This is a genomic window from Shewanella carassii, assembly GCF_019670705.1.
Lineage (GTDB): Bacteria > Pseudomonadota > Gammaproteobacteria > Enterobacterales > Shewanellaceae > Shewanella > Shewanella carassii.
This window is the reverse complement of record NZ_AP024618.1, coordinates 237,161-254,705: the sequence shown is the minus strand read 5'-3', so window position 1 is coordinate 254,705 and position 17,545 is coordinate 237,161. Positions and strand designations below refer to the sequence as shown.

Sequence of the window (17,545 nt, the reverse complement as noted above, 5' to 3'; positions counted from 1 at the left end):
CACAAAAATACGCAGCCTTGGCTGCGTATTTTTATTTAACCTATTGCTGTCTTTGACTATTTGGCAAATCGACCAATAGAGGAGTAGTCAACAATAACCGCCTCGCCCAACAACTCGCGGCGCAGCATGTCATAGGCTACTGCGCTGCTGAGACTGCGAACCAGCTCTCGAGAACGTCTTGGCAGCTGAATCATCTGGCTGTAACAACCGCCTTTGGTCGCCAAGGCTATGGCGACAGTACCGACAGGCTTCTCCTCTGTGCCGCCGTCAGGACCGGCAATACCACTGGTGGCCAGGGCATAGTCGCTATCCAGTATCGCCCTGGCCCCCATCGCCATCTCCTCAACGGTGGCAATCGACACAGCGCCATGGTCATCCAGTGTTGAAGGTTGAACCCCAAGAATCCGCACCTTGCTCTCATTACTGTAGGTCACCAACCCCTGATGCAAATAGGAAGAACTGCCAGGGAAAGCCACCAATTGACTGGTCAACATACCTCCGGTACAGGACTCAGCCAGGCTAAGACTTAGGCCTGAATTCAACAATCTGTGATGGATCTCTTCCGCCAGTGTCGCGCGATTTTCGGCAACAACCGCAGTGCCCAAAACCTGTCGCACATGATTGGTGACTCGGGGCAACAGAGCAATGGCCTTATCACCGCGGGCAAACAACTTGATCTCTATATGTGGCATAGAGGAGCGATAACCTATGGTGATCCCTGCAGGCAACTCCAATGCTTCCAGCTTATCGGCCAGCGTCGATTCGCCATGGCCCAGGGTCAATAGCTTGTTCAATGCAACTTTTGCATCCAGGCCGAACTCCTGTTTGATAAAGGGCAGAAACTGCTCCTGAACCATATGTTTCAGCTCAAATGGCACCCCGGGAGTGAAGTAGAGCCAGGCACGATTGAGCTTGACTCTAAAGCCACAGGCCGTGCCAACCGGATTATCCACCATGACGGCAGACTCAGGCAGCAAAGCCTGTTTCAGATTACTGGCTGGCATCTCTCTGTTGTTACGGCTAAACCAGGCCTCCATCTTGGCACGCCATTCGGCGTTCTCAACCAGAGGCTCACCCTTGGCCTTGGCCATGGCTTCGGCCGAGAGATCGTCGCTGGTTGGCCCCAAACCACCATTAACCAGAATGATATCGGCATGGAGACTACGCTCCTGAAATACGGCTATCAGATCTTCGAGTCTATCCCCCACTGTGACCCTGCGCTGCACCTCAATCCCATGCTCCATCATCACATTGGCAAACCAGGCGGCATTGGTATCTACTATCTGACCGGACAATACTTCCTCTCCAGTACAAATCATCTCTAACTTCATTCAAAGATCCCTTTGGCAAAAACTGCATATACGTTAAGTAACCACTGGATGAATAGCAAGCACGGCTTGGAAGACACAAGAAAGGGAGAAACAGGGAGAGTGGAAAACCAGCATGACACGCAGTTTAGAGAGTTGTACGCGGGTTAATTTGCTGGGGCGGAAGTCGATTTGTCGCGGGGTAAAGTTCAACGCAGTTCTGGATCAAAAATCTGCGGATAAAAACGAAAAAAGCCTCATCTTTCGATGAGGCTTTCTCTTTAAGTTGGCGGAGCGGACGGGACTCGAACCCGCGACCCCCGGCGTGACAGGCCGGTATTCTAACCAACTGAACTACCGCTCCTTTAGTATTACGCCTTGGCGCACTACTAAAATTGGGCGTCTGGCGATGACCTACTCTCACATGGGGAGACCCCACACTACCATCGGCGCGATTGCGTTTCACTTCTGAGTTCGGGATGGGATCAGGTGGGACCACAATGCTATTGTCACCAGACATAAAATTGTACGGAACAAATTTTAAACGCGCTTTAGCGCGGCCCGTTAGGGTCAAATACAGGGATGTATTTGATAAATTCATTCCTAAATTCAGAAAGCTGTGCTCTTTTCAGAGCTTGAGTTCAAACTTCAATCAAGTATCGACTTCTTCAAGTCCGTAAAACCCATCTGGGTTGTATGGTTAAGCCTCTCGAGTCATTAGTACAGGTTAGCTCAACGCCTCGCAACGCTTACACACCCTGCCTATCAACGTCCTGGTCTCGAACGGCTCTTCAGAGGTCTCTAGGACCTAGGGATGACTCATCTTGGGGCTCGCTTCCCGCTTAGATGCTTTCAGCGGTTATCGATTCCGAACGTAGCTACCGGGCAATGCCATTGGCATGACAACCCGAACACCAGCGGTTCGTCCACTCCGGTCCTCTCGTACTAGGAGCAGCTCCCCTCAATCATCCAACGCCCACGGCAGATAGGGACCGAACTGTCTCACGACGTTCTGAACCCAGCTCGCGTACCACTTTAAATGGCGAACAGCCATACCCTTGGGACCGACTTCAGCCCCAGGATGTGATGAGCCGACATCGAGGTGCCAAACACCGCCGTCGATATGAACTCTTGGGCGGTATCAGCCTGTTATCCCCGGAGTACCTTTTATCCGTTGAGCGATGGCCCTTCCATTCAGAACCACCGGATCACTATGACCTGCTTTCGCACCTGCTCGACGTGTCTGTCTCGCAGTTAAGCTGGCTTATGCCATTACACTAACCGTACGATGTCCGACCGTACTTAGCCAACCTTCGTGCTCCTCCGTTACTCTTTGGGAGGAGACCGCCCCAGTCAAACTACCCACCAGGCACTGTCCCTAACCCCGATTAGGGGCCCAGGTTAGAACATCAACACTACAAGGGTGGTATTTCAAGGTTGACTCCAACAAGACTGGCGTCTCATCTTCATAGTCTCCCACCTATCCTACACATGTAGGGTCAATGTTCAGTGCCAAGCTATAGTAAAGGTTCACGGGGTCTTTCCGTCTAGCCGCGGGTATACGGCATCTTCACCGCAATTTCAACTTCACTGAGTCTCGGCTGGAGACAGCGTGGCCATCATTACGCCATTCGTGCAGGTCGGAACTTACCCGACAAGGAATTTCGCTACCTTAGGACCGTTATAGTTACGGCCGCCGTTTACCGGGGCTTCGATCATGAGCTTCTCCGAAGATAACCCAATCAATTAACCTTCCGGCACCGGGCAGGCGTCACACCGTATACGTCATCTTGCGATTTTGCACAGTGCTGTGTTTTTGATAAACAGTTGCAGCCACCTGGTATCTGCGACTGCCAGCAGCTTACGACGCGAGGTCTTCACCGCCGGCAGCGTACCTTCTCCCGAAGTTACGGTACCATTTTGCCTAGTTCCTTCAGCCGAGTTCTCTCAAGCGCCTTGGTATTCTCTACCCGACCACCTGTGTCGGTTTGGGGTACGATTCCTGCTAACCTGAAGCTTAGAAGATTTTCCTGGAAGCATGGCATCAACCACTTCATCCCCGTAGGGACTCGTCATCAGCTCTCAGTGTATGTGTGCCCGGATTTGCCTAAGCACACCACCTACTACCTTAAACGCGGACAACCAACGCCGCGCTGGCCTAGCCTTCTCCGTCTCTCCATCGCAGTTAGCAGAAGTACGGGAATATTAACCCGTTTCCCATCGACTACGCCTTTCAGCCTCGCCTTAGGGGTCGACTCACCCTGCCCCGATTAACGTTGGACAGGAACCCTTGGTCTTTCGGCGAGGGGGTTTTTCACCCCCTTTATCGTTACTCATGTCAGCATTCGCACTTCTGATACCTCCAGCGTGGGTTACCCCTTCGCCTTCAACGGCTTACAGAACGCTCCTCTACCGCACTGATGCAAGCATCAGTACCCGTAGCTTCGGTGAATTGCTTAGCCCCGTTACATCTTCCGCGCAGGCCGACTCGACTAGTGAGCTATTACGCTTTCTTTAAATGATGGCTGCTTCTAAGCCAACATCCTAGCTGTCTAAGCCTTCCCACATCGTTTCCCACTTAGCAATTACTTTGGGACCTTAGCTGACGGTCTGGGTTGTTTCCCTTTTGACGACGGACGTTAGCACCCGCCGTCTGTCTCCCGGATAGCACTCTTTGGTATTCGGAGTTTGCAAAGGGTTGGTAAGTCGGGATGACCCCCTAGCCTTAACAGTGCTCTACCCCCAAAGGTGTTCGTCCGAGGCGCTACCTAAATAGCTTTCGAGGAGAACCAGATATCTCCCGGTTTGATTGGCCTTTCACCCCCAGCCACAAGTCATCCGCTAATTTTTCAACATTAGTCGGTTCGGTCCTCCAGTTGATGTTACTCAACCTTCAACCTGCCCATGGCTAGATCACCGGGTTTCGGGTCTACACCTAGCAACTAAACGCGCAGTTAACACTCGGTTTCCCTACGGCTCCGCTATTCGCTTAACCTCGCTACTAAATGTAAGTCGCTGACCCATTATACAAAAGGTACGCAGTCACGGTCTCAAGTACCGCTTCCACTGCTTGTACGTATACGGTTTCAGGTTCTATTTCACTCCCCTCACAGGGGTTCTTTTCGCCTTTCCCTCACGGTACTGGTTCACTATCGGTCAGTCAGGAGTATTTAGCCTTGGAGGATGGTCCCCCCATATTCAGACAACATATCACGTGTGCCGCCTTACTCGTTTTCATCTCTGGTTAGTTTACATGTACGGGGCTATCACCCTGTGCCGCTGTGCTTTCCAACACATTCCACTAACACCCCAAAGACTTAAGGGCTAATCCCCGTTCGCTCGCCGCTACTTGGGGAATCTCGGTTGATTTCTTTTCCTAAGGGTACTTAGATGTTTCAGTTCCCCTCGTTCGCCTCAATACGCTATGTATTCACGTATTGATGACACCTTATGGTGCCGGGTTTCCCCATTCGGACATCGCTGGCTCAAATGCTTGTTACTAGCTCACCAACGCTTTTCGCAAGTTACTACGTCCTTCATCGCCTCTGACTGCCAAGGCATCCACCGTATACGCTTGGTCGCTTAACCATACAACCCGGATGAGTTTTCATCGGTTTGTATTGCAACCAGCTTAGGTTTACTTGTCTCACCTCCGGGTTAAGGAAGTGGACTCGCCTTGAAGAATTTCCAAAACACTTGATTGAAGTGTTTGAGAACTCAATTTGTATGCATCAAATCCAACTCCTAAAAGTGGTTTTGATGTCTACTATCAGCTTTCCAAATTGTTAAAGAACTCATTGACCTACCAGGGTCAACGGCCTGCTCTATGAACAAGCAATCTGTGTGAACACTCAACAAACACCAATTATCGCTTAGGTAAGGAGGTGATCCAGCCCCAGGTTCCCCTAGGGCTACCTTGTTACGACTTCACCCCAGTCATGAACCACACCGTGGTAAACGCCCTCCCGAAGGTTAAGCTATCTACTTCTGGTGCAGCCCACTCCCATGGTGTGACGGGCGGTGTGTACAAGGCCCGGGAACGTATTCACCGTGGCATTCTGATCCACGATTACTAGCGATTCCGACTTCATGGAGTCGAGTTGCAGACTCCAATCCGGACTACGACCGGCTTTATGAGATTAGCTCCACCTCGCGGCTTCGCAACCCTCTGTACCGACCATTGTAGCACGTGTGTAGCCCTACTCGTAAGGGCCATGATGACTTGACGTCGTCCCCACCTTCCTCCGGTTTATCACCGGCAGTCTCCCTAAAGTTCCCGGCATTACCCGCTGGCAAGTAAGGATAGGGGTTGCGCTCGTTGCGGGACTTAACCCAACATTTCACAACACGAGCTGACGACAGCCATGCAGCACCTGTCTCAGAGTTCCCGAAGGCACCAATCCATCTCTGGAAAGTTCTCTGGATGTCAAGAGTAGGTAAGGTTCTTCGCGTTGCATCGAATTAAACCACATGCTCCACCGCTTGTGCGGGCCCCCGTCAATTCATTTGAGTTTTAACCTTGCGGCCGTACTCCCCAGGCGGTCTACTTAATGCGTTAGCTTGAGAGCCCAGTGTTCAAGACACCAAACTCCGAGTAGACATCGTTTACGGCGTGGACTACCAGGGTATCTAATCCTGTTTGCTCCCCACGCTTTCGTGCCTGAGCGTCAGTCTTTGTCCAGGGGGCCGCCTTCGCCACCGGTATTCCTCCAGATCTCTACGCATTTCACCGCTACACCTGGAATTCTACCCCCCTCTACAAGACTCTAGTTTGCCAGTTCGAAATGCGGTTCCCAGGTTGAGCCCGGGGCTTTCACATCTCGCTTAACAAACCGCCTGCGCACGCTTTACGCCCAGTAATTCCGATTAACGCTCGCACCCTCCGTATTACCGCGGCTGCTGGCACGGAGTTAGCCGGTGCTTCTTCTGCGAGTAACGTCACAGCTAGCAGGTATTAACTACTAACCTTTCCTCCTCGCTGAAAGTGCTTTACAACCCGAAGGCCTTCTTCACACACGCGGCATGGCTGCATCAGGGTTTCCCCCATTGTGCAATATTCCCCACTGCTGCCTCCCGTAGGAGTCTGGGCCGTGTCTCAGTCCCAGTGTGGCTGATCATCCTCTCAGACCAGCTAGGGATCGTCGCCTAGGTGAGCCTTTACCTCACCTACTAGCTAATCCCACCTGGGCTTATCCATCAGCGCAAGGCCCGAAGGTCCCCTGCTTTCCCCCGTAGGGCGTATGCGGTATTAGCAGTCGTTTCCAACTGTTATCCCCCACAAATGGGCAAATTCCCAGGCATTACTCACCCGTCCGCCGCTCGTCATCTTCAAAAGCAAGCTTTTGAAATGTTACCGCTCGACTTGCATGTGTTAGGCCTGCCGCCAGCGTTCAATCTGAGCCATGATCAAACTCTTCAATTAAAGTTTTGGTTGAACCCGAAGGTTCGACTCAATGAATTCTGTTCGTATGAACACTCTTCATCGAGTTAAATCGTTTTGTCGATTTCTCAATGCCTGTGAGTGTCCACACAGATTTGCTTGTTTATCTTGTTAAAGAGCAATCCCTTAGACGCTGTGGCCATCGGGTCAGGGCTGCGTATTCTACGCTTTCCTGCTGCGGCGTCAAGAGGTATTTACCATCTTTTTTCGCCTGTCGTTGAAAGGACTCAAGAGTCTCTTTTCGTCGACCCTGTCACGTCTTTCGCGTTGCCGCTGTGCCGTGTCAGTGGGAGCGCATTATAGGGAGCCTGAACTTTTGTGCAAGGGCTTTTTAAAAGAAAAAAGATCGCTTGCCGATATTTTAGGCAAAAACGATCTTTTTCAGTCATTATGGCTGTTTTGCAACCAGATTTAGCTAGTTTGCAGCCGACTTAGGGGCATTTTCCTGTTCAATGAAACCTTTGAGTAAGGCTATCGCTTTTGGGTCATCCCAGTCGACAAAGCTACGAACAAAGGCAATCAGCTCCCCTTTACCATTAAGAATAAAGGTCGCGGGGATAGTATCGAGTGGAAATATCTGTCCCAACTGCATCTGCGGATCGTAGTAACTGCGAAAATTCGCCATCTCTATAGACTGCAGAAAGCCAGCGACTTGTTCCTGGCCACCTTGGTCGATGGAAATAGGCAACAAGGCAAACTCTTTATCACTGAACTGCCCTTCGAGCCGTTCCAGAGCAGGCAACTCCCTGACACAGGGAGGACACCATGTGGCCCAGATATTGACCAACACTACTTTTCCCTTGTACTGACTGAAATCCAGTTGGCTACCGGTTTTATCTTGGAACGGCACCACTTCTAGGGGAAAGCTGTGGGGGAGCACATTGATTTTGTCGACACTGGATTGGATCTGATTGTGATCCTTTGGCTGCATACCGGGATAAGCCTGCGCCCCCAGTGACAGGGACGCCAACAAGAGTAATGAGTATCTGAGTTTGCTCATTACTTGTCTCGCTTCAACAACTCATCCAACTGGCGTTGTTCTTCGGCGGACAGTTCAAGATCTTTACCACCAGAAGTACGTTGCTTACGGATGAAGATAAAACCAATCAAACCACCGAACAACAGTAACGCCACAGGCCCCAACCACAGGACATAAGTCTTAGTCTCAAGCCTTGGCTTATAGAGAACGAACTCACCGTAGCGACTGGTCATGAACTGGACAATTTCATCATCGGCCTTGCCCTCTTCCACCATCTTGTAAACTTCAAGACGCAGATCGCGAGCAACGGGAGAGTTGGAATCGATCAGGTTTTGGTTTTGACATTGAGGGCAACGCAACTCATGAGCCAGCGACAATGCCCGCTTTTGCTTATCTGGAGAACTGAACTCGAAAGTGTCCACCGGCGTGGCCGCCACCTGAGCGGCATAGCCGAACAGGAGCGCAGCAACAGCAAAGGTCTTCAGCAACAGCTTTCTCATGACGCGTTATCCTTAGCAGCCTCAGCCTGCAATTGTTGGATCATGGGATACAGAGTTTCTTTCCAAACCCGCATATCAACCGGTCCGGCATAGCGATAACGAATGATGCCGTTATGATCCACGATGAAACTTTCCGGTGCACCATATACCCCGAGATCCAGACCAAGACGGCCGTCCTTGTCATAGATATTCAGCGTATAAGGGTCACCTTGACGAGAAAGTTCTCTCATTGCGAGTGCACGCTCGTCACGATAATTGATACCATGGATAGGTATCAAATTCTGACGAGCCAGTTGCATCAGGTAAGGATGTTCATACTTACAGGATGGACACCAAGTTGCCCATACGTTCAGCATGGATACCTTGCCCTTGAGATCTTCGTTGGTGACCATCTCCCCGGGATTATCCAACTTCTCCAGTTGGAAGGCAGGCACAGGCTTGCCTTCCAGTGCGGAATCCAACTGCTGCGGATTCAAGAACAGTCCCTTGTAAAGGAAGACTCCCATCAAAAGAAACAATATTAATGGAACAAAAAGTACTAGCTTCTTCATCTTCTTCTTACCCGTTTCAGGCTGTTGCCAGCTTGGCTTTCTTGGCTGCGGCAGCCTCTTCAGCACGAGCCTTGGCGCGATAACGCTTGTCAGAAGCCGCGAAGAAACCACCAACCATCATAAAGATACTGCCAAACCACAACCAACGAACAAAAGGTTTGTAGTTCAGTCGCACTGCAAACTCAGTACGGCTGACGGGGTCGCCCATAGTGATATAGAGATCCCGGAACAGACCCCAATCGATACCCGCTTCGGTCATATCCATGGTACGAACATTGTATTGACGACGATCCGGTTGCAACAGTGCAATCTTTTCACCATCTTTCAGTACTTCAACCTGTCCTTGCTGGGCCGTGTAGTTAGGACCGACAACGTTACGGGTTTCAAGGTACTTGAAGGTGTAACCGGCCAGTTCATGGCTCACACCTGGGCCCATGCGCACGCTCTTTTCAATTGAATAGTTGGATACCATGGTGGCGCCAACCACTGAGACAGCGATACCTAGGTGAGCAATGATCATCCCCAGTTCACTGCGCCCCATACGAGCCAGACTAACACTACCGTCTTTTGCCTTAATCACGTTGTAACCGGCACGCATGGTCGCCAACACAATCCAGACAGCCGCACCTATACCCAGGGCCACCCAGATATTGAACTCACCACCGGCAATGAATGGTGCGATTATGCCCAGCACAGCCGAGATGATCGCAGGTACCAACAATTGACGTTTGAGCTCACCTTGCTTGGATTTTTTCCAGCGAATGATGGGGCCGACACCCATAAAGCCAAACAATACCAACACGATAGGAACAAATACTGCGTTAAAGTATGGTGGGCCAACAGAAATCTTACCCATACCCAGTGCATCGATCAGCAGTGGATAAAGAGTACCGAGCAGTACAGTACCAGCAGCCACGGTCAGCAATACGTTACAGACCAGCAGCATAGTTTCTTTGGATTTAAGATCGAACCGGGCAGGACTGCTCATTTCACTGGCGCGGAAAGCAAACAGGGTCAACGAACCACCGATAGCCAAACCAAGCAACAACAGAATGAACATACCCCGGCTTGGGTCTGCCGCAAAGGAGTGCACTGAGGTCAGCACGCCAGAACGAACGATAAAGGTACCCAATAAACTCAGGGAGAAGGCAAAGATAGACAGGAGTACTGTCCAGTTGCGGAAGGCACCACGCTTTTCGGTCACTATCAAGGAGTGAACCAGAGCTGTACCAACAAGCCATGGCATAAAGGACGCGTTTTCAACCGGGTCCCAGAACCACCAACCGCCCCAACCTAACTCGTAATATGCCCACCAGGAGCCCAATGCGATACCACCAGTGAGGAAGATCCAGGCAGCCAGAGTCCATGGACGGCTCCAACGAGCCCAAGCAGAATCCAGTCGCCCACTCATCAGCGCGGCAATGGCGAAGGCAAAGCTGACTGAGAAGCCAACATACCCCAGATACAGCATGGGAGGATGAAAGATCAAACCTACGTCTTGCAACATAGGGTTAAGGTCTCGGCCTTCTGCCGGAATTGGGAACAAACGCTCAAATGGGCTGGAAGTGAGCAGCATAAACAAGGTAAAGCCTATGGTTATCATCGCCAACACGGCCAATACCCGGGCAGTGAACACCTCTTCCAACCCCTTACTGAAGAAGGCTACAGCAGCGGCCCAAACAGAAAGCGAGAAAACCCAAAACAACAGTGAACCTTCATGTCCACCCCAGACAGCAGCAATCTTAAAGAAGATGGGCAGTTGAGAGTTGGAATGATGGGCCACATAGGCGACTGAGAAGTCATCGGTAGCAAAGCTGTAACCGAGCGCGATTACCGATAACAAGATGAAAAAAAACATACCGTAACTCAGTGGCCAAGCATAACGCACTAAGTATTGGTCTTTGCGGGCAACACCGATTAACGGGACTGTCATCAGCAATACTGCAAACGCCATCCCTATGATCAGTGAGAAATGTCCAAGTTCTGGGATCATGGGTTTTCCTCAGTTTCCAGGTCAATGTCTGCCAAGCTTCTATCCTGGTCAGACGCACAACTACGGGGGCTCACACCATCACCTTATTAACTTAATCACGGCTTAAAAAGCCGCAAGCGTTAACAGGCATATATTACGAATTTTTGCTCATTTTAGTATTTGCTTTTGTTCCTGTCTGCCATTTTCCACCAATTCTGGGTCGCGGCTCTCATTCTCTGAAGGGCCTGTATCAGTGGCGATAAGACGGCATGACACAGAACTGTGACAGGCATTAAATAGAGAAGTTTCATTGATTTTTTTGCTGAAATTTGGAACTGTGAACCAGTGCCCAACTATGACTATAAACCTTGGAGGGGTACTTATATTACTGTTCAATGAATCATCTTTCCGTATAATCTTGCAGTCAAGCCGTGCGGTAACCCCGCTTTGTCACAAACCAACGTGAAATAAACATAATGACCACTTTTTGGATTTTTATTGCGATTGTTGTGTTAGTCAGCCTGGCGCTGATTTGGCTTCCTCACTTCCGGCAACAGAAGCTGCTGAAAGCAGAAGAGTCTGGTGTCCGTAGGCAAACCAATCTAGAACTGTTTAATGAACGACTAGCTATCCTGGAAAAAGAACACCAGGAAGAACGGCTGGACGAAGATGAGTTCGAGTCTCTGAAAAAGGAACTGGAAGTCAGCTTACTACAGGATATTAAACAAGGGGACGATGAATCACTCGACTCCCAAGCCAAGCCCAAGGGTCTGCTGTGGCCAAGTCTAATGTCAGTGGTATTACTGGTCGTGGCCGGTTATTCCTATCAGCAGTTAGGCGCTTACCAGAACATAGATTCACCTCAACCAGAGAATCCCCATGCTGGTATGAGTAGTGAACAGATCATGATGCAGCAGGTACAAATTATGGAATCTGCCGTACAACAGGAGCCTGAAAACAGCCAAGCTTGGTTCAGTTTAGGGCACGCCTATATTTCTACCGGGCAGTATGATCAGGCAGTCGCGGCCTTCGATAAAGTAATTGAACTTGTTGGGGTTCATGCCGAGCTGTTGGGACCCAAAGCAACCGCCCTATATTACAAAGCCGGTCAACAGATGATCCCTGTGGTGCAGTCTCTCATAGACCAAGCTCTGAAGCTGGACCCACAAGATCCATCCACTCTGCTACTAGTGGGTATGGATGCATTCTTTACTGCAGATTACAACAAGGCCATCGGTGCTTGGCAGACTATCCTCGACAGCGATAGAGCCGACGTAGATCGCGCCGCACTGATCAATGCCATCGACAGCGCCAAGATGCGCTTGCAAGCAGAAGGTGGAGTCACCATTCCGAATGACGAAGCTCATAAAGGCGTGAAGGTGACTACAGCCAAAACAGTAACACTGAATGTGTCTATTGCTCCGGAACTGGCGGCCAAGGTAAGCAATACCGATATGCTGTTCATCTTTGCCAGAGCAACAGAAGGCCCGAAAGTTCCGCTGGCAGCGACCAAGGTTAGTGCCAAGTCATTACCAGTAACTGTGACCCTGGATGACTCCACCAACATGGGCGGCAACGTCAAACTCAGCGATGCGACAGACGTTGAAGTGATTGCGGTATTGTCCAAGCATGGCAGCGTGAAACCTCAACCAGGTGACCTGCAAGGTAAACTAGCAAGCATCAAGGTTGGCGCCAGTGGTGAACTGGTGTTGGATACCGAAGTGCAGTAATCCTAAGTTGCAAGACATAAAAAAACCGGCGTGAGCCGGTTTTTTTATGATGAGATACGATTACTTAGACATAAACTCAATGGCGTTCTTGTAATCATCATCAGTACAATCTGTGCACATGCCACCAGGAGGCATTGCATTCAAACCAGACTTAACACTATTCAGCAGTGTGTCGATACCCTTGGCCAGACGTGGTTCCCAAGCAGCAGCATCGTGTGCTTTAGGTGCACCGGCAACACCCATGCTATGACAGACCTGACAAGCTTTATTGTAAACGGCCTCACCTTCTTGGGCGGAGACGTTTACAGACATAGTCAATGCAGCTACTGCAGTCATTGCTAACAATTTTTTCATGTTCAATGTTCCTAATGCAAATACTTACAAAGCTCAATGCCGCCCTTGAAATAGCGGGCAGACTCATTATGGCTCGCTAAGAGTACAACAAACTTCAACAAAACTCACTCTTTTGTGATCAAAATCTCGCACCCCAAAACTGATCAAGGAATGGCTCTCGAAGCCGTTATATATTAGTAACAAGTTAAAAAGTTCCCAAAAATTTATTTTTATTGGAAGCACATCAAATTGCTGAAACTTAGTGCGATACGGTGGTAAACCCCAGACAGAGCATGTGTTAATATCCCTTGTGTTTCCTTACCGCTTGTTATAGAGGGCTCAGTGGCAGAACCAAAACCTACAACACTGCTGTCGGCAAGCAGTCTCACTTGTATCCGCGAAGAACGGATACTATTCGATGAACTCAGCTTCGATATTCACCCCGGCGATATAGTTCAAATTGAGGGTCCCAATGGTGCTGGCAAAACTAGCTTATTGAGAATTCTCGCAGGCTTATCGCGTCCTTATGGTGGTGAAGTCCTTTATCAAGGAGAGGCTATCACTCGTTGCCGCGATGAGTTCAATGAAAACCTACTCTACTTAGGCCATCTCGCGGGTGTAAAAAGTGAGCTAACTGCCGAGGAGAACCTTAACTTCAATTTAAGAATCAGCGGGTATGATGCTTTCAATGCTAGGGATATCCTTGCCAAAGTAAACTTGGCTGGATTTGAAGATGCCCTTGCGGGCCACCTCTCTGCCGGCCAACATAGACGAACTGCGCTTGCCAGGCTCTGGCATACCGCCTGTAAAATCTGGATTTTGGATGAACCCTTTACCGCGATAGACAAGAAAGGGGTTGCAGAATTGGAGCAACTCTATATTCGCCATGCCGATGCCGGTGGCTGCGTCATTCTGACAACTCACCAAGACATGGGCATCATTTCAGATGAAAGGTTACGGAAGATCCGCTTGGATTATCGCTTCGTATAAGGCTTAGCAGAGATGAATAGAGGCATTAGTTTTACCAAGGCATTTTTCACCCTGCTGAAACGGGATCTACAGATTGCCGTACGTCATCGTGGTGACATTTTTAATCCACTATTGTTTTTTATCATAGTGGTTACCCTGTTCCCACTGGGTATAGGGCCTGAGCAGCAGGTATTAACCCGGATTGCCCCCGGAATTATCTGGGTTGCGGCCTTGTTGGCAGCCATGTTGTCACTGGAACGCCTGTTCAAGGCCGACTTCAGTGACGGCAGTTTAGAACAGATGTTGCTCAGCCCGCAGCCTTTGGCACTATTGGTACTGGCCAAAGTGTTTGCTCACTGGTTACTGACTGGCGTACCTTTAATTATAATAGCCCCCTTGTTGGCAGTGTTATTGCATTTGGACGACAACAGTTACGGAGCTCTGATTGCGACCCTAGTGCTAGGGACACCTGTATTGAGCTTACTTGGCGCCATAGGCGTGGCCTTAACAGTGGGATTACGTAAGGGCGGTGTGTTGCTGAGTTTATTGATATTACCGCTCTATATACCCGTGTTGATTTTTGCGACCGGCGCGATCGACTTTGCAGCATCCAAACAACCCTATGATGGTCAGTTGGCGATTCTAGGCGCCATGCTGGTCGGTTCTTTAGTCTTGGCACCTTTTGCTATCGGTGCCTCTTTGCGAGTGAGTACCAACTAAAATGTGGAAATGGTTACATCCTTACGCCGACCCTCAGAGAGCGTATCAACTATCAGGAAAGCTGTTGCCATGGTTTGCGCTATCTGCACTGGCGCTTATCGCAACCGGAACCGTATGGGGTCTGGCATTTGCTCCCACTGATTACCAACAGGGCGACAGCTACCGTATTATTTTTATCCATGTACCGGCAGCATCCATGTCGATGGCCGCTTATATGGGTATGGCAACCGCAGCCTTTATCGGCTTGGTTTGGCAGCTTAAGTTGGCCGACTGGGCCGCTGCGGCAATCGCCCCTATAGGTGCAGTAGTCACTTTTATCGCCCTGTTCACTGGTGCAACTTGGGGTAAACCCATGTGGGGCACTTGGTGGGTATGGGACGCGCGTCTGACTTCTGAACTGGTGCTGTTATTCCTATACTTGGGAGTAATCTCCCTATACGCATCATTCGAAGATAAAGTACTAGCTGCCAGAGCCGCTGGCATACTCGCTATAGTTGGGGTGATTAATATCCCTATCATCAAGTATTCAGTTGAATGGTGGAACTCACTACATCAGCCATCTACAATCAGGATCACCGAGAAGTCGACCATGTCCACCGACATGCTCTACCCTTTATTGATTAACATATTCGGATTTGGCCTGATGATAGGCGCTATCACACTAGTGCGTTTCCGTGCCGAAATTTTGGCCCGTAACGGAATGCGTCCCTGGGTTAGGGAACTGGCCAAGGCTGAAGGAGTCAAATAATGCAGTTTCAATCTTTAGCAGAGTTTTTCAACATGGGTGGCTATGCCTTCTATGTATGGTTGGCCTACGGTGTCACTTTCGTGTCCCTTAGCCTGCTTATCCTAGTCAGCTCGATGAAGAAACGTCGAGTGCTGCAGGAAATAGCATCCAAAGTGCAACGTGAGGAACGCCTCGCTCAGAACCGGAGTAACAGATCGTGAATCCAAGACGCAAAAAGAGACTGGTATTGGCTGTAGCCCTAATTGCAGGCGTTGCCGCCGTGGCCTCCTTGCTGTTATATGCCCTCAATTCTAACCTTAACCTTTTCTATACTCCCAGCGAGATAGTCAATGGGAAGAAGGACACGGGTATCAAGCCTGAAGTGGGTCAACGGATCCGTGTTGGCGGCATGGTTACAGTAGGCTCTATGGTTCGAGATCCTGAGAGCTTACATGTAGAATTTGCCGTACATGATGCTGCTGGCGGTGAAATCATAGTGACCTACGATGACCTGCTACCGGATCTATTCCGTGAAGGACAAGGCATAGTAGCCCAAGGTGTTTTGGTTGAATCAGGCAAACTGGAAGCCTCTGAAGTACTAGCCAAACATGATGAAAACTATATGCCGCCAGAAGTTGCCGAAGCCATGGGGCAGACCCATGAAAAGCTCGAATATAACGATCAACAGGTTGGCGGCGCCAAGTAAACCTTTCTCCCCGATAAAAACAAAGAACCCAGCTTAGGCTGGGTTCTTTGCTTCCAGCATTCGAGTCAAGACTTGTTGTTATTTTTAATAGCTATTTTGACTTGCAGAATAACAAAAATCTGCCACGCTAAAGTCCTATTCAACGATAAAAAAGGCCTGGCTTATGCGTATTGTGGTCTTATTCTGCCTGCTTTTCTCATTACCAAGTGATGCTGCAGATATCTTAATCATAGAGTCTTATCATGCCGAAAACCCTTGGGATAAGAGTTATAAGGCCGGAATTAAGACCATCTTGGGAGATCAACATCAATACTATAGTTTCGCTCTTGATACCAAGCGTTTACCAGGCGAAATGTACCAACAACAAGCCGATAAAGCCTGGCAAAAGTATCTTGAACTCAAACCCGATCTGGTTTTTTTGGCTGACGACAATGCGCTCATTCTACTTAATAAGCGCCTGAACGAGACCTCTACCCCGGTTGTGTATTTAGGTATTAACGGTAATCCACGCGATTATGGGATCAAACATACAAGCAACATCACTGGGGTACTGGAACGTCCATTATTCAAGCGGTCGCTATTGATGGCCCAAACTATGTTGCCAACTCCTCCGCCCCACAAATTTTTACTGTTGTTCGATTCCAGTTATACATCCAATACTGCCGTAGCCTCTATCAAGAAATTAAATCAAGACCTAACAATTGGCACTAACCTAGTCGATGTCGAACAGCATAGTAGATTCGCTCAATGGCAAAAATCCGTCTCCACGGCTAAAGAACGAGGTTACGACGCTGTGTTTGTGGCTCTGTATCAAACACTATTAGATGATAACCAACAAGTGGTAGATGAGACTCATGTTGAACATTGGACTCACAATAATGCCACTGTGCCCCATTTCGGCTTTTGGCAATTCAGCGTTGGGAAGGAAGGAACCCTGGGGGGTTATATTTTGGATGGCAACAAGCACGGACGAATCGCCGGTGGAATAGCGAAACAGATATTAGCAGGGAAAATGCCGGCAGAGATATTTCCTAAGATGGATACTAGTGGAACCTACCTTTTCAGTGAAAGCGGTTTAAAACGATGGCAGCTGACTTTACCGGATAAAGTCAGAGAGCAGGCAGAACTCATCGATTAGTACGACAAAAATAAAAAGCCCCGCTTGTTAGCGGGGCTTTTTCAGAACTTACCTGAGATTACTCAGCAGCAGCTTCAACTTCTACAGCTTCAGCGGCTTCTGGGCGACCTACCAGCTCGATGTAAGCCATAGGGGCTTTATCACCGGCACGCAGACCGCACTTCAGGATACGGGTGTAACCACCAGGACGTTCCTGATAGCGTGGACCCAGTTCGTTAAACAGTTTACCTACGACTTCTTGGTCGCGAGTACGAGCAAACGCCAGACGACGGTTTGCTACGCTGTCACTTTTAGCAAGTGTTATCAGAGGCTCAACTACGCGACGCAGTTCTTTGGCCTTCACTACGGTTGTCTTGATGATTTCATGACGAACCAGTGAACTTGCCATGTTACGGAACATGGCTTGGCGGTGACTGCTGTTGCGGTTAAGTTGACGACCACTCTTACGATGGCGCATGACCTAATCCTTATAA

At 49.5% G+C, this 17,545-nt stretch carries 14 protein-coding genes, 1 tRNA gene and 3 rRNA genes; 7 read left to right on the top strand and 11 right to left on the bottom strand.

The annotated features are described in order from the left end of the window. Nucleotides 1–56: 56 nt before the first annotated feature. From K5621_RS01245 to K5621_RS01205, 9 genes are all read right to left on the bottom strand, one after another. Nucleotides 57–1,331, bottom strand: a complete 1,275-nt coding sequence (locus K5621_RS01245) for a CinA family nicotinamide mononucleotide deamidase-related protein (protein ID WP_025011584.1) — start codon at nt 1,329–1,331, stop codon at nt 57–59. Nucleotides 1,332–1,594: 263 nt separating this feature from the next. Further along, a tRNA-Asp gene (locus tag K5621_RS01240) sits at nt 1,595–1,671 on the bottom strand. Between the two features lie 37 nt (nt 1,672–1,708). Continuing rightward, nucleotides 1,709–1,824, bottom strand: a 5S ribosomal RNA gene (gene rrf, locus K5621_RS01235). A gap of 179 nt (nt 1,825–2,003) precedes the next feature. After that, nucleotides 2,004–4,895: ribosomal RNA gene (locus K5621_RS01230) — 23S ribosomal RNA — on the bottom strand. A 289-nt stretch (nt 4,896–5,184) separates the two neighbouring features. Then, nucleotides 5,185–6,729 (bottom strand): 16S ribosomal RNA (locus K5621_RS01225). The 16S, 23S and 5S rRNA genes sit together here with 1 tRNA gene alongside, the layout of an rRNA operon. Before the next feature lie 433 nt (nt 6,730–7,162). Next, on the bottom strand, nt 7,163–7,747 hold the full coding sequence (locus K5621_RS01220; RefSeq protein ID WP_221050216.1) for a TlpA disulfide reductase family protein: 585 nt from the start codon (nt 7,745–7,747) through the stop codon (nt 7,163–7,165). Continuing rightward, on the bottom strand, nt 7,747–8,226 hold the full coding sequence (nrfF, locus tag K5621_RS01215) for a heme lyase NrfEFG subunit NrfF (RefSeq protein ID WP_100141785.1): 480 nt from the start codon (nt 8,224–8,226) through the stop codon (nt 7,747–7,749). Before nrfF ends, K5621_RS01220 begins: the two co-directional genes overlap by 1 nt. After that, on the bottom strand, nt 8,223–8,777 hold the full coding sequence (locus K5621_RS01210) for a DsbE family thiol:disulfide interchange protein (protein ID WP_100141786.1): 555 nt from the start codon (nt 8,775–8,777) through the stop codon (nt 8,223–8,225). The genes nrfF and K5621_RS01210 overlap by 4 nt, the downstream gene beginning before the upstream one ends. Nucleotides 8,778–8,793: 16 nt before the next feature. Then, nucleotides 8,794–10,770 (bottom strand): heme lyase CcmF/NrfE family subunit, encoded by a 1,977-nt coding sequence (locus K5621_RS01205; RefSeq protein WP_100141787.1) that lies wholly within the window; start codon nt 10,768–10,770, stop codon nt 8,794–8,796. A gap of 455 nt (nt 10,771–11,225) precedes the next feature. On the opposite strand from K5621_RS01205, the gene ccmI reads away from it, so the two are divergent. Then, complete coding sequence (ccmI, locus tag K5621_RS01200; protein ID WP_221050215.1) at nt 11,226–12,479, top strand: c-type cytochrome biogenesis protein CcmI; 1,254 nt, start codon at nt 11,226–11,228, stop codon at nt 12,477–12,479. Between the two features lie 60 nt (nt 12,480–12,539). Here ccmI and K5621_RS01195 read toward each other — a convergent pair whose 3' ends face one another. Continuing rightward, nucleotides 12,540–12,833, bottom strand: coding sequence for a c-type cytochrome (locus K5621_RS01195; RefSeq protein ID WP_100141789.1), 294 nt, complete (start codon nt 12,831–12,833; stop codon nt 12,540–12,542). 321 nt (nt 12,834–13,154) lie between these two features. On the opposite strand from K5621_RS01195, the gene ccmA reads away from it, so the two are divergent. The 6 genes from ccmA to K5621_RS01165 all read left to right on the top strand — a co-directional run bounded on the left by ccmA (nt 13,155) and on the right by K5621_RS01165 (nt 17,072). Continuing rightward, a complete protein-coding gene (ccmA, locus tag K5621_RS01190) occupies nt 13,155–13,802 on the top strand; it encodes a cytochrome c biogenesis heme-transporting ATPase CcmA (RefSeq protein ID WP_100141790.1) in 648 nt (215 codons plus the stop codon). Between the two features lie 12 nt (nt 13,803–13,814). Next, nucleotides 13,815–14,501: a heme exporter protein CcmB gene (gene ccmB / locus K5621_RS01185; RefSeq protein WP_100141791.1), complete on the top strand. Its 687-nt coding sequence runs from the start codon at nt 13,815–13,817 to the stop codon at nt 14,499–14,501. 1 nt (nt 14,502) lies between these two features. Then, a complete protein-coding gene (locus K5621_RS01180) occupies nt 14,503–15,249 on the top strand; it encodes a heme ABC transporter permease (RefSeq protein WP_100141792.1) in 747 nt (248 codons plus the stop codon). Further along, nucleotides 15,249–15,449 carry a heme exporter protein CcmD gene (ccmD, locus tag K5621_RS01175; RefSeq protein ID WP_025011982.1) on the top strand — a complete coding sequence of 67 codons (201 nt, stop codon included), beginning with the start codon at nt 15,249–15,251 and terminating at the stop codon, nt 15,447–15,449. Before K5621_RS01180 ends, ccmD begins: the two co-directional genes overlap by 1 nt. Further along, on the top strand, nt 15,446–15,934 hold the full coding sequence (gene ccmE / locus K5621_RS01170; RefSeq protein WP_100141793.1) for a cytochrome c maturation protein CcmE: 489 nt from the start codon (nt 15,446–15,448) through the stop codon (nt 15,932–15,934). The genes ccmD and ccmE overlap by 4 nt, the downstream gene beginning before the upstream one ends. 163 nt (nt 15,935–16,097) lie before the next feature. Continuing rightward, the gene (locus tag K5621_RS01165; protein ID WP_221050214.1) at nt 16,098–17,072 is read left to right on the top strand and encodes an ABC transporter substrate-binding protein; all 975 of its coding nucleotides are present in this window, start codon (nt 16,098–16,100) and stop codon (nt 17,070–17,072) included. A gap of 58 nt (nt 17,073–17,130) precedes the next feature. Here K5621_RS01165 and rplQ read toward each other — a convergent pair whose 3' ends face one another. Beyond that, nucleotides 17,131–17,529 (bottom strand): 50S ribosomal protein L17, encoded by a 399-nt coding sequence (rplQ, locus tag K5621_RS01160; protein WP_028781249.1) that lies wholly within the window; start codon nt 17,527–17,529, stop codon nt 17,131–17,133. Between the last annotated feature and the right edge of the window lie 16 nt (nt 17,530–17,545).

Coding starts and splice junctions, on each gene's coding strand:
- K5621_RS01245 (WP_025011584.1), bottom strand. CDS start 1,331: ATGAAGTTAGAGATGATTTGTACTGGAGAGGAAGTATTGTCCGGTCAG.
- K5621_RS01220 (WP_221050216.1), bottom strand. CDS start 7,747: ATGAGCAAACTCAGATACTCATTACTCTTGTTGGCGTCCCTGTCACTG.
- nrfF (WP_100141785.1), bottom strand. CDS start 8,226: ATGAGAAAGCTGTTGCTGAAGACCTTTGCTGTTGCTGCGCTCCTGTTC.
- K5621_RS01210 (WP_100141786.1), bottom strand. CDS start 8,777: ATGAAGAAGCTAGTACTTTTTGTTCCATTAATATTGTTTCTTTTGATG.
- K5621_RS01205 (WP_100141787.1), bottom strand. CDS start 10,770: ATGATCCCAGAACTTGGACATTTCTCACTGATCATAGGGATGGCGTTT.
- ccmI (WP_221050215.1), top strand. CDS start 11,226: ATGACCACTTTTTGGATTTTTATTGCGATTGTTGTGTTAGTCAGCCTG.
- K5621_RS01195 (WP_100141789.1), bottom strand. CDS start 12,833: ATGAAAAAATTGTTAGCAATGACTGCAGTAGCTGCATTGACTATGTCT.
- ccmB (WP_100141791.1), top strand. CDS start 13,815: ATGAATAGAGGCATTAGTTTTACCAAGGCATTTTTCACCCTGCTGAAA.
- K5621_RS01180 (WP_100141792.1), top strand. CDS start 14,503: ATGTGGAAATGGTTACATCCTTACGCCGACCCTCAGAGAGCGTATCAA.
- ccmD (WP_025011982.1), top strand. CDS start 15,249: ATGCAGTTTCAATCTTTAGCAGAGTTTTTCAACATGGGTGGCTATGCC.
- K5621_RS01165 (WP_221050214.1), top strand. CDS start 16,098: ATGCGTATTGTGGTCTTATTCTGCCTGCTTTTCTCATTACCAAGTGAT.
- rplQ (WP_028781249.1), bottom strand. CDS start 17,529: ATGCGCCATCGTAAGAGTGGTCGTCAACTTAACCGCAACAGCAGTCAC.